We start from the raw sequence: 13,289 nt of genomic DNA on the forward strand, positions 1-13,289 counted from the left end.
ATCTTGCACTTTATTCTCGATCGCGCGCTCAAAACCCAGGCTACCTCAAGTGCGATCGATATATTCAGCAAGCCCTACTTAATTCTGTCGGCTCTGGAAATAGCGATCGCCTCTAGGGGCAGTTATACAAAATATAAACATTGTGTCATGCGTAATATCGTTTCCGGTTGCATCGGAATAATAAAATCGAGTCAACCGTTAACACTCAACCATTCAGTTTTTCAACCCCTCCTTCAACAGTCAACAGTCAACAGTCAACAGTCAACAATCACCTGACGGTGCAACCGGAATTGATATAAGTCCTAGCGGCTTCTCTTAATTTTTATTGATTGGCTGGGGGAACTGCGGGGATGAAATCATCATTTATCCAAGGGCGTTGATAAATCCTGCTTTGAACCGCTATATAGCGCGTCTAAATGAAGGGTCTCATTGAGCGAGTAGAGACGTTGTCTGCTACGTCGGTTTAGTCTCCAATAAATGCGTTAATTCCTACGCTCTCCCTTTAGGCTAAAGGAATTTCAATAATGAACTCTGTCCCAACACCCTGTTCTGAAAAGCAACTCAGTTGACCACAATGTTTTTCTACAACAATCTGATGACTAATTGATAAACCCAATCCCGTACCTTTTTCTGCTGGCTTGGTTGTAAATAGATAATCAAATATTTTAGTGCGTACCTCTTCCGGCATTCCCAAACCGTTATCTTTAATGTGAATCATGGCAATATTTCGCTGGCGGTCAACTTCAGTGCAAATCATAATTTGTCTGGGATTTACTTGAATTTGTTCCAAATTTTGCTTCAGAAGAGAATCTTCTAAAGCATCAATGGCATTAGCAATAATGTTAATAAATACCTGATTTATCTGTCCGGGGTAGCACGGTACTAGAGGTAAATTTCCATATCCTTTAACGACTTCTATTTTCGGACGTGTATCATTTGCTTTTAATCGATGTTGTAGAATTAGTAATGCACTGTCAATCCCTTCATGCAGGTTAGCTTCTACTTTTGATGTACTATCAGCGCGGGAAAAAGTTCTTAAAGATACACTTATTTGACGAATTCGTTCTACGCCCACTTTCATGGATGAAATAAGCTCGGGTAAGTCTTGTATGAGATACTCTAAATCCACTTCTTCGGCACGAGTTGCAATCGCTGCACCTGGAGAGGGAAACTGTTGCTGATAAAGATGAACAATTTCTAATAAATCTTGAATATAAGTTTCAGCATGAGTCAGGTTTCCCTTGATAAAGCCTACTGGATTATTAATTTCATGAGCCACTCCAGCCACTAATTGACCGAGGGTAGACATTTTTTCGCTTTGGATTAATTGGAGTTGAGCTTGTTGTATGGTCTGTAGAGCTTGTTTTAGTTCAGAGGTTCGGTCTTCAACTCGTTTTTCTAATTCTTGATTCAATTGTTGTAAAGTTTTTTCTAAAGTCGTTTTTTCTTCAATTTTTTGTTGGAGCAATTGATTTTTGCTTGCCAGATCTTTGGTCAAGTTTCGCAACTCTAAATGAACTTGAATTCTAGCTAATACTTCTTCTTTTTGAAAGGGTTTAGTGATATAATCTACAGCCCCAAGGCTCAAACCTTTGACTTTTTGATCGGTGTTGCCAAGAGCGGTCATAAAAATGATCGGGATTCCTGAAGTTGACGGGTTACTTTTCAGTCGAGAACAAGTTTCAAATCCGTCAATTCCCGGCATCATTATATCTAATAAAATTAAATCGGGGGTGATATATTCTATTTTTTGCAGCGCACTTTCTCCATCTTGAGCTACTAAAACTTCTAGCCCTGCTTCATCTAAAACGTTAAATATAACACCTAAGTTTGTAGGATTATCATCTACAATTAAAATGGTGTTTTTTGAAAAAGACAAATTATTCATAAATGTTTAGCCTTCTCCTTGGTTTTTTAATTATAGGCCGCGTGGCGTTCTGACTATCTAAGCTGCGAGTTTGCAGAGCCAATCAGCAGGATTTTTCAAATATAAGCTGCGTAGCGTTCTGACTATCTCAGGGGCGGAAAAAAAGTAATTTTGTTCCCTTGGTGTATCATCATATTATAGTTCAGCGAGGATGCCAAGCAATGTAATCTTTTTTATTTTAACGTAAAGTTTTTGTAACACACTCTAGTCTGATAGCTTTCCTATCCCTTTCTCTACAGAAGAGTCCTACGTCTGGTAAAGATTCTATTGCTCTATAGTATAGACAAATACATTATTCCTAAAAAGTTATGTGTACAAATATTGCTAAGTTCCCGAAAATGCCGCTACGCCGTGTCTTAATTCTTCCTTTTGTTTTACAAATCTTTACAGCCGTAGGGTTAACCGGATATTTTTCGTTACAAAACGGACAGAAAGCAGTTAATGATGTAGCAGGACAGTTACGCCGTGAAATTGCCACGAGAATTGAGCAGAATTTGCAAACATATCTTGCTACTCCCCATTTAGTTAATCAAATTAATGCTGATGCTGTTAGTCTGGGTCAATTGAGCATGGAAGATATGAGAGCGTGGGAGCGTCATATTTGGCAACAAAAAAATCGATTTAATAGTGTAAATGGCATAATAATGATCAATGAAAAAGGGGAAGGTATATCTATTGCTAGTAATGATGAAGGAAAGCTAGTAATTCAAGCAACAGAGAAAACAAAGCCGAATCAGATAAAGATGTATTTGGCTGGTAGTCAAGGAGAAAGGCTCAAATTAATCAAGGTCGTTGAAAATTTCGATCCACGAAAAATTAAAGTGTATAAACAGGGCATAAAAGCTGGCAAACCCATCTGGAGTAAAATTCAGTTTGGCGAGCTTATTCCTACTCCTGTAATGGCAGCCAGTCAACCTGTTTTTGACAAAGATGGAAAGGTTCTTGGTGTCTTGTCAGCAACTCTACGTTTATCCCTGATCGGGAATTTTTTGCAAACCTTAAAAGTTGGGAAAACGGGACAGACTTTTATTATTGAGCCGACTGGAATGCTAGTTGCTACTTCCACATCAGAAAAACCATACCGAAATCAGCAACGATTTCCAGCTATTGACAGCAAAGATATTTTAACCAAAGCTACTGCTAAATATTTAACAGAGCAATTTAACAATCTCAATTATATTAAAAGTTTTCAGCAGTTAGATTTCTCACTAAATGGGAAAAAACAATTTGTACAAGTTGTCCCTTTTCAAGATGGTAAAGGTATTGATTGGTTAATTGTCATTGCAGTCCCAGAAAATGATTTCATGGAACACATTAATGCCAGCAGAAATACCACAATTTTATTATGTCTTTTGGCACTATTTTTGGCAACTGTTTTGGGAATTGTGACTTCTGAATGGATAGCCCGACCGATTCGGCGTTTGGGTAAAGCCACAAGCGCGATCGCTGGTGGTGACTTTGAGCAAAAAGTAACTACTTCCTCCGTTCAAGAAATCAGGGATCTAGCGACTTCTTTTAATTTAATGAGCCAGCAACTCAAGCAGTCTTACGCACAATTAGAAGATTATTCGAACTCCTTAGAACAAAAAGTTGCAGAAAGAACCCAAGCATTAGAGCAAGAAATGCGCGATCGCCAACAGATCCAAGAAACACTCCGGCAAAGCGAAGAAAGATATCAATTAACGCTAGAAAGCGTGAATGAGGGCATCTGGGACTGGCGAATTCAAACAAACTCCATCTATTTTTCACCCCAATGGAAAGCGATGCTAGGCTATCAAGATAGCGAAATTTTAAACCTATTTAGCTCTTGGAAGATACTGGTTCACCCCGATGATTTACACCCGGTATTAGACTCTTTCGCAGACTTTTTAAAAAATGGAAGTAACGAACCTTATAGTTGGGGATTTCGGATGCGACACAAAAACGGTAGCTACAGGTGGATACTATCGCGAGGTCGAGTTGTCGAGCGGGATGCGGAAGGCGAACCTTTACGTTTAGTCGGTTCTCACACCGATCTGACCGATCGCAAACAAGCAGAAATAGAATTGCAAATAGCCAAGGAAGCTGCCGACGCTGCGAACAAAGCCAAAAGCGAATTTTTGGCAAACATGAGCCACGAACTTCGCACACCCCTCAACGGGATTTTAGGCTATGCTCAAATCCTCATGCGTTCAAAAAACTTAGACAATCAAGAGGTAAATAGTCTAAAAATTATTTATCAATGTGGCTCTCATTTGCTCACTTTAATTAACGACATCCTCGACTTTTCTAAAATCGAAGCTAGGAGAATAGAACTTTACCCGACGCAATTTCATTTTTGGGCATTTTTAGAAGATGTCAGCCAAATCTTTCGCCTCAGATCGGAACAAAAAGCCATCAGTTTTATTTGTCAATTTGACTCTTCCTTACCCACCAACGTGCAAGGGGATGAAAAACGCTTAAGGCAGATTTTAATTAATCTCTTAGGTAATGCTGTAAAATTTACCGATCGAGGGGGCGTTACCTTCAAAGTTCAACTTATAAAATCAGTACCCTTAGAAACCAACCCTAATGAATTAAATGCCATCAACTCTATCCGCTTTCAAATTGAAGATACTGGAGTGGGGATCGGCGAAGAGAAAATGCAGAAAATCTTTCAACCTTTTGAACAGGTAGGCAATACCGATAAGATGTCAGAAGGAACAGGTTTGGGATTAGCAATTACTTTAAAAATCATCGAAATGATGGGTGGCAGTATTCAAGTTAACAGTCAGTTAAATGCTGGCAGCCAATTTTGGTTTGATTTAGATTTACCTTCTGCTAGTAAATGGGAATCGGCCATTCAGCTACAAGCTGCGATCGCTGGCTATCAAGGAACTAAACTGAAAATTCTCGCAGTTGACGATCAGTGGGAAAATCGATCTGTGCTCGTTCATTTGTTAACACCCCTTGGCTTTGAAGTGCTAGAAGCTACGAATGCCAAAGAAGCTTTAAAACAAGTCAATTGTGGCGATTTTAATGCTATTATTACTGATTTAGTAATGCCAGAAATGGATGGTTTCGAGTTAGTAAGCCGTCTCCGCTCTCAACCTAAGTTTAAAGATTTAGTCATTATCGTTTCTTCAGCTAGCGTGTTTGAAGCTGACCAGCATAAGAGTTTAGATATGGGCGCAAATGCTTTTTTACCTAAACCCGTACAGGCGGCTGAGTTATTTGTATTGCTACAAAAGCATTTAAGGATATCTTGGGTATATCAAGAGTCATCTCACCTCAATCAAAATGTCAATCAATCCGTGCGATCGGATTCCGCTTCTTCGTTAGTACCACCACCAGATGAAGAACTGGTAATTTTATACGATTTGGTTATGAGAGGTAATTTAAAAGCCGTGACTCAACAAGTTGAACATTTTAAAAATTTGGATGCAAAATATATTCCCTTTGCCGAACGGGTAGGTGAATTGGCTGCAAGCTTTCAGGAAAAACAATTACGGTTATTTATGAACGATTATAAAACCGACAAAAAAAATTAAATTGATGGTTAAAAATAACGCGATAATAATATTTTAATTATAAGCCTATAAACCGCGTAGCGTTATGACTATCTAAGGGGCGAGAAAAAAAGTAACCTTGTCCAAAAAAACATCCTAGTTCTCGAATAATTTCTATTTGTTCTTGAGTTTCCAATCCTTCAGCAACAATTTCCATATTTAAATTTTTACCTAATAATATAATTGTTTGAATTAAACTTGTATCGTTGGGATTTCGAGCCAAGTTTTGCAAAAAGGAACGATCGATTTTTAAAGTATCAATTGGCAACTCTTTGAGTAAACTTAATGAAGAGTAGCCAGTACAAAAATCATCGATACATATACCAACACCCATAGCTTTTAAAAATTCAAAGTTAAAACTTGTTGTTTTTAATAGACAACTTTCAGTAATTTCTATATTTAAAGTGTTTTTATTTATCCCAGTTTGTTGTAAAATATCTGCAATTTTTTCCAAGCAATTAACTTGCTGGAATTGAATAGGAGAAAAGTTAACGTTCACTTTCAAAGGCAGGTCAGGCAATTCCTCTTGCCAACGTCTTAACTGGCTGCAAGCTTCCTGTAAAATCCACCAACCTAAAGGATTAATTAATCCTGTTTCTTCAGCAACAGGGATAAATTGATCGGGTGAAATCATGCCTTTGGGATGATTCCAGCGGATTAAAGCTTCAAAACCTTTAATTTCTTCAGTAATGAGGGAAACAATAGGTTGATAGTACAAGCAAAATTCTTGTTGAGAGATCGCTTTTCGCAAGTCTTGCTCCAGTTCGAGGCGTGCGATCGCATCCGCTTGCATCTGTGGATCGAAAACCTGATAGTTACCACTTCCCTGCTTTTTGGCTCGATACATCGCAATATCCACATCTCTAAGGATATCCATCGGGTGTTGATAATTTATTGCACTAGAAGTTATACCAATACTCGCTTCTACGATAGCTTCATATTCATTAAAATTAAATGGTAACTTAAACTGTTCTAATAATTTTTGAGCGACTAAAGTTCCGGTTTCTGTTTGTAGTAAAATAACAAATTCATCCCCACCCATTCGCGTTGATATTTGGCAAGGTTTTAAACACCCTTGCATCCGCTTGGCTACGCACTTTAGTAGCTCGTCTCCTGCTAAATGTCCTAGGCTATCATTTATAATTTTAAAACGATCTAAGTCAACAAACAAAACAGAATAACTTGTATTTGCTGCAATTAATTCATGCAATTTCTTAATCAACCAGTCTCGATTTGGCAAACCTGTTAAGGAGTCATGGAAGGCATTATGCTCCAATTGAGATTGACTTCTGTACAAGTCTTGCAGCGTTCGAGAAAGTTCTGCTGTTCGTTCTTTGACTCGAATTTCTAATTCTTGATTTAGCTGTTTTAACTCTGCACGAGCCTTATCATGTTCAGCAATTTCTTGCAATAAATGCTGATTTTTAGCTTCAATAATTTGAGTTAAATGTCGCAGCTCCAAATGAGTTTTAATTCTCGCTAAAACCTCTTCTTTTTGAAAAGGTTTAATAATATAATCTACGGCTCCTAAAGATAAACCTTTGACAACATTATCGGTTTCCGAAAGAGCCGTAATAAAAATTACAGGAATTTGACTCCATAAGGGGTTTGCTTTCAAGCGTTCATAAGTTTCAAAGCCGTCTATTCCGGGCATCATTATATCTAATAAAATTAAGTCGGGAATCACATAATTTATTTTTTGAATAGCACTTTCTCCATCTTGAGCTACCAAAACCTCAAAACTAGCTTCACTGAGGAAATCCGCTAAGATTCCTAAATTAGCAGGGACATCATCCACTACCAAAATAGTATTTGAGTAAGACATTAAATTTTTCATAAATTTATTTCCTTGTATTGAGTGAGCATTTCCAAGATTTTTTTCTCTTGAAACTCTTTAGCTAACTGCCGCAATTTTGACGCAAAAGACATATATTTTGGATCGGTTTCTTCAAGAACTTCTGTCTGTTTTATAATCTCTTTCAAATTACCTCGCAAAGCCAAATTCAACAGTTTATCTAATGCTTCTGGAGGAGGAGGAACAATTTTATCGTAATTGGGTTTCCTTCCTGAAGGCATCAATGATGCAGCTTCATAAATCCACTCTATTTGTAAATGAAGTTCTAACTTTTCTAAAAGTTCTTCAGCTTGAACTGGTTTGGCTAAAAAATCAACTGCTCCAGCTTGTAAGCTTTGATTTTGGTCTGTTTCAAAAACACTCGCCGAAGAAACAATTATTTTAATATCTTTTAATTCTAAGCTTGTTTTCCAGTATTCCATCAATTGAAATCCATCCATTTCTGGCATAACTAAATCTGTAATCACTAAATCTGGTTTAGCCTGAGTTGCTATGTTCAATCCTTGTTTACCGTTAGTCGCTTCTATTACTTCAAATCCTAGAGGAGTCAGTAAATTAACAATTACCGAGCGATTTTCCCAACGATCGTCAATCACGAGAATTTTTTGGGGATTTCCTTTAAATCCAATAATTTTACCTTTGTCAGTTTGAGAGCTTGTATTAACCCACTCTGTGGCTTCTAATAAATCTAAATCAAACCCAAAAATACTGCCCATTTGTAATTGACTCGTGACTTGAATGGTACTACCCATTAATTGAATAATTTTTTGAGTGATTGCCAGTCCTAATCCCGTTCCTTCTGCTTGATTTTTGCGAGATCCAACTTGTTCAAAAGGTAAAAATATTTTGGCGATTTCTTCGGGTTTAATTCCTACTCCTGTATCTTTGACACTGAAGCGAATTTTATAGAGAGTTTGATGGGAAAAATTAATATTTTTTTCAATTGAACTGACACTAAAACTTATTTCTCCTATTTTGGTAAATTTGATGGCGTTACCAATAAGGTTAATTAATGCTTGTCGCAAGCGTTTTTCGTCGGCGTGAATGGCAATGGGTAAATCGGGATCGGGTTGGTAGCTAAATTTGAGACTTTTTTGTTCGGCGCGAATGCGACAAATTTCGGCAACGGCCTGTAGAAAAGCGGGAAAATGAAATTCTGTAGGGTAGAGGTCCATTTTCTGAGCTTCTATTTTAGAAAGATCGAGAATATCGTTAATTAAAGTTAGCAAGTGAGAACCACATTGGTAGATAATTTCAACGCTATTTTGTTCGTGTTCTCCTAGTTTTACAGAACGTTTGAGGATTTGGGCATAGCCTAAGATCCCGTTGAGTGGGGTTCGCAGTTCGTGACTCATGTTAGCCAAAAATTCGCTTTTGGCTTGGTTTGCATTTTCTGCGGCTTCTTTAGCCGCATAAATTTCTTGTTCGGCACGTTTGTATTCGGTAATGTCTTCTACTGTACCTTCGTAGTAGAGAATATGGTCATTTTCATCACAAATAGCGCGAGCATTTTCTGAAATCCAAATAATACTACCGTCGCGGCGATAAACTTGAGATTCAAAGTCGGCAACACTGCCGCGATCGCTTATAATTTTTATGAATTCTTCTCGGCGGTTGGGATCTATATAAAGTTGTTGGTTAATATTGGTTAATTTGCTAATGAATTCGCCAGGAGAATTATAACCATAAATTTCAGCCAAGGCTGGATTAGCGCTAAGATATGCGCCGGCTGGCGTAAATTGGAAAATTCCATTAATTGAATTGTTAAAAATGCTGCGATATTTGGCTTCAGCAGCTTGCAATTCTTTTTCAAATTGCTGCCGCTTTTTGCTGTTGCTGACCAAAGCTATAAAAACGTAAGTAACTACCGCTAATACTAGCAGTGCAAACCCGATGATTTGATATTTTCTACCCCCTAACTGATTCAGTCGCTGTTCTAATAAACGATCTAAAAGTGGAAAAGCTTTATCGTAAAGTTTTAATTGGGACTCTAGGGCAGTTTCGGCTGTAGCTCTATATACGAATGGCTGTAAGTTGATGATATTGGCATTAATGATATCTTTGTCGAGTAAGTCAATAAATCTTTTGATATTCTTGAAATTTTCGCGCACGCTAGTGGATAGCTGCCGCTGAATTTGCGGATTAGCATTAGCAGAAATTTGCAAGCCTCTTTCCACTGCTTGTATAGGGGGTGCAATTAGACTCCGAATAATCAAAAGTTTTGCTCGATCGCTGTCTGTAATTCTTTGTTTAGCGTGTTGAGCGGCGATCTTTGCACCGATATCTTTAGCTTGAGCCGTATTTTCTATCGTTAATGGTAGCTGCGTGACCACGGTATCCATTAAATAATAACTGTCTAAAGATGGGTCGAGAATGAGATTAGAAACATCTCCGATGTGTGCAATTAAATCGAGGATATGGTTAACAACAGTTGTATGTGCTTGCCAGCTTTGGGTAGGAGATAAGTTTAATTTTTGCTTTTTTAATTGCTGCCAGTTGCCATTAATGGAAGTTTTGAGCGCTAGCCATTGCGGGCTAGCTGTAAATTGGGGCAATAGCTGTTTTTCCACGGCATTGAGGTTTTGGATTGCCGTCTCGATCTTTTCTGTTGCCGTGGCGATCGCAGGGGCTAAAGACTTGTCCCCATTTAAATATTGATTAACTTGCGTGCGGTGTTCAATAACAGCGACAAGCAAATTTTTCAAAGGATAGTTATAAGCCAAGCCGAGTTTTTCTTTTTGAGTACATTCAATTTTACTATCAATTTCAGCAAGTAATTGATAAACTACCAGAGCAAAAGGAAATATAAAAATCAACAACAACGCAATTAAATTTATGGGTTCTGCCAGGCGCTGGTGTAGGTGTTTGTTCATAATGTAATAAGTAATGAGTAATGATTTATTTTAAAATAGCTATTATTAAGATAATTATCAATCGGCGCTCTAACCTCATGGTAGAGTTTGACAATTTCTTTAGTAGTTGTTTGTCAATTATGTAAAGATACATACCCCCTTATTCCTACACCCACAAAAATATTTAGGATAAAAGGTGGAACCAAGATGAGACCTAACGAAACTTTGGGAGTGGCAGTCCTTCACTAACTGATTGAGACTTTTTTAGAATTTGCCCAGCAGGTACTTGATTAATATCAATATTACGCTGTCTTTTGCCGAATATCTATTCTAGTTGAACGAAGATGCTAACAATGTTATCTTTATTACATTACATTAAAATTAATGTAACAGGCTCTAGTCCTACAACTATTCTATCCTCTTCTCTACGGAAGACTCCTACCTTTGGTAAATATTCTATTGTTCGAGACGATAGAGTATAGCAATCCTCGCATCAGTTTCAATAACTGGTTAACAGGTTCCCAGGAAGAGCCTGGAAACCGATGTCACTCTTGCTCTGCCTCGGCGGAGACTATGGAAGCAGAGCTTCCGGATATGCGTTACCAGGCTCTTCCTGGTAACGAGTATAATCATTTAGGATTGCTATAGTACATTTGTTGACAAAAATTTATGTATAGAATTGTTGCTAACTCTCAGAAAAAGACCGCTCTCCCGTATCTTACTTCTATGACTTACGCATTGACAAAATGTTTATATTTTGTATAACTTCCCCTAGAGGCGATCGCTATTTCCAGAGCAGACAGAATTAAGTAAAATTACTCAAGTTGTCATTGGGAGCAGAAACATTAGACATTTCCGGAAAAGGTGAATCACCTACTGGGACAGAATTGTGCAGAATACGCAAAGCCAGTTGACTTCACCTCGATTTGACGACAGTATCAGGATGAGAAGCAATTCTAGTTAAAAAATAGTCCAGAAATAGCGCTTAGTTTAGTCGTTTTTTTGATAATGATGAGGGAGAGTCTACATCATCAAACGATCGGTAAAGCTATTGAGTAGAGGATTGATATTGCTGGGGCGATCGCCCTTCCTTCCCTCGCATTCAAACAAACTTAGCTACAATAAGCTATACTGTGCTCGGCGACTCCCCAAATCGAACAATTTGCCGTGGTTTATGTCTAACTCCTCCCTCCTCATCCCTGGTTCGACTCTCGAAAAACGCTACCGAATCCTCCGCGAATTGGGCCGGGGCGGCTTCGGGCGCACTTACCTTGCCGAAGACATCAACCGCTACAACGAACATTGCGTGCTCAAAGAGTTTTCTCCGGTGGTGCACAGCCCGAAAGCTGCCGAATTGTTCGATCGCGAAGCGAGTATGCTTTACAACCTCCAACACCCGCAAATCCCCCGGTTTCGAGAACTCCTGCGAACGGATTTGGGAGGGAATCCATCTTTATTTTTAGTACAAGATTATATCAAGGGTCAAACCTACGAAGAAATATTGATATGGCGCCAGCAACAAGGTAAAGATTTTAGCGAAGCTGAAGTTACTCAACTGCTATTTCAGCTTTTACCAGTTTTAGAATACATCCACTCAAAAAATTTAATTCACCGCGATATTTCCCCGGATAATATTATTCAGCATGATGCTGACAAACTACCATTTTTAATTGATTTCGGTTCTGTTAAGCAAATTGCAGCCAATGCCGTACTTCAGTTTAACGGACAATCGGATACGGCGATCGGCAAACAGGGTTATTCGCCAGCCGAACAAATGCGACTGGGGAAAGTTTCTGCCGCTAGCGATTTATACGCTTTAGCCGTCACGGCTTTGGTACTGTTAAGCGGCAAAAAGCCTCAAAAATTGTACGATATTAACGGCAAAACTTGGGATTGGCGATCGCACGTCAGTGTCAGCTCAAATCTCGGCACTGTGTTGGATAAGATGTTAGCAGAACAACCGGGCGATCGCTACCAATCTGCAAAAGCAGTCCGCGAAGCACTCAAAGATCCAAAACTCTCTCAAATTGGCATTATAATTTCCCAAATGGTGACAATGAACTTTGTCGGCCGCCCTTTCAAAAACACCCCTCAAACTGCTACCAATAATCATACTCCTGTTCACCAAACTCCTCAAATTGTCAACAACAACAACAACAGCACATTCAAGTTAATTCCTTGGAAAACCATAGGGAGTTTAAGTGTGATTTTGGTGCCGGGAATCTTAGCTTTTAGTGTAGTCAAATCGGGTTTCACGTTGCCCAAATTGCCGGATTTACCTAAATTTTCTTCCCGCCAGCAACCTCCCGATACATCCTTAGAGGAAGCCGAAATAATTCGTCAAGAAAAGATTGGTAAACGGCGCAAAAATCTCAACATTAATCAAGATACATTCTATCAAAAAGTTGATGAATTATATTACAATAAATATCCCGAATTCCAAGGTCGTACCTTGACAGAAAAGCCAGAAGATGCTGAGATTAGGCGGAAATGGTATGAAGTTGCTGAGGATTTACTGGACAAGTTGGAGAAAGGAGGAGAGTTGTGAAATTTAAGAGAGAATAAGAGTGATTGAACCGCAGAGGGCGCAAAGAGCGCAGAGGGAGAAGGAAAAGGGCAAAAAAAGAGAGGAAGAGAAAGAGAACTTTATCTGGTTTAATACAAATTGGTATAGACAACGCACTTTTAGTTTATTGCAAAATGGATTCTATTCAACTTACAGGAATTCGCTGTTACGGATATACGGGCTATCTGCCTGAAGAGCAAGTTTTGGGGCAGTGGTTTGAAGTGGATGTTACTCTCTGGCTGGATTTATCGCAAGCTGGAAAAAGTGATGATATTCAACATACTCTTGATTACCGCAGCGCAATTACTCTGATTCAAAAGCTAGTCAAAGACTCGAAGTTTTTATTAATCGAACGCCTAGCAGATACTATAGCTCAAGCGCTTTTACAACTACCCTTAGTCGAAAAAGTTAAACTACAACTCTCGAAACCTGCTGCCCCCATCCCTGATTTCGGGGGTAGAATTACTCTAGAAATTACTAGAAGTCATTAGTCCTTAGTCCTTAGTCATCAGTCTTTAATCTGCATTAGTTTGTCGCTAATGACTGATGACTGATGACTGAT

The 13,289-nt window shown here is 38.6% G+C and carries 6 protein-coding genes; 3 read left to right on the top strand and 3 right to left on the bottom strand.

Annotated features, from left to right (window positions below; all coding sequences use genetic code 11):
- Nucleotides 1-502: 502 nt before the first annotated feature.
- Nucleotides 503-1,888: a response regulator gene (locus tag QUA40_RS07385; RefSeq protein WP_333123424.1), complete on the bottom strand. Its 1,386-nt coding sequence runs from the start codon at nucleotides 1,886-1,888 to the stop codon at nucleotides 503-505.
- Between the two features lie 347 nt (nucleotides 1,889-2,235).
- Here QUA40_RS07385 and QUA40_RS07390 point away from each other — a divergent pair, with 347 nt between their 5' ends.
- A complete protein-coding gene (locus QUA40_RS07390) occupies nucleotides 2,236-5,436 on the top strand; it encodes a PAS domain-containing protein (RefSeq protein ID WP_333123427.1) in 3,201 nt (1,066 codons plus the stop codon).
- Between the two features lie 37 nt (nucleotides 5,437-5,473).
- Here QUA40_RS07390 and QUA40_RS07395 read toward each other — a convergent pair whose 3' ends face one another.
- Both QUA40_RS07395 and QUA40_RS07400 read right to left on the bottom strand, forming a co-directional pair.
- Nucleotides 5,474-7,291, bottom strand: a complete 1,818-nt coding sequence (locus QUA40_RS07395) for an EAL domain-containing protein (protein WP_333123429.1) — start codon at nucleotides 7,289-7,291, stop codon at nucleotides 5,474-5,476.
- Nucleotides 7,288-10,182 (bottom strand): response regulator, encoded by a 2,895-nt coding sequence (locus tag QUA40_RS07400; protein WP_333123432.1) that lies wholly within the window; start codon nucleotides 10,180-10,182, stop codon nucleotides 7,288-7,290. Before QUA40_RS07400 ends, QUA40_RS07395 begins: the two co-directional genes overlap by 4 nt.
- Before the next feature lie 1,153 nt (nucleotides 10,183-11,335).
- Between QUA40_RS07400 and QUA40_RS07405 the strand changes: the two genes are divergently transcribed.
- Nucleotides 11,336-12,709, top strand: a complete 1,374-nt coding sequence (locus tag QUA40_RS07405) for a serine/threonine-protein kinase (RefSeq protein ID WP_333123433.1) — start codon at nucleotides 11,336-11,338, stop codon at nucleotides 12,707-12,709.
- A gap of 152 nt (nucleotides 12,710-12,861) precedes the next feature.
- Nucleotides 12,862-13,218, top strand: coding sequence for a dihydroneopterin aldolase (gene folB, locus QUA40_RS07410; protein WP_172190257.1), 357 nt, complete (start codon nucleotides 12,862-12,864; stop codon nucleotides 13,216-13,218).
- Nucleotides 13,219-13,289 lie beyond the last annotated feature (71 nt).

Source organism: Microcoleus sp. Pol11C3, assembly GCF_036701485.1.
Taxonomy (GTDB): domain Bacteria; phylum Cyanobacteriota; class Cyanobacteriia; order Cyanobacteriales; family Microcoleaceae; genus Microcoleus.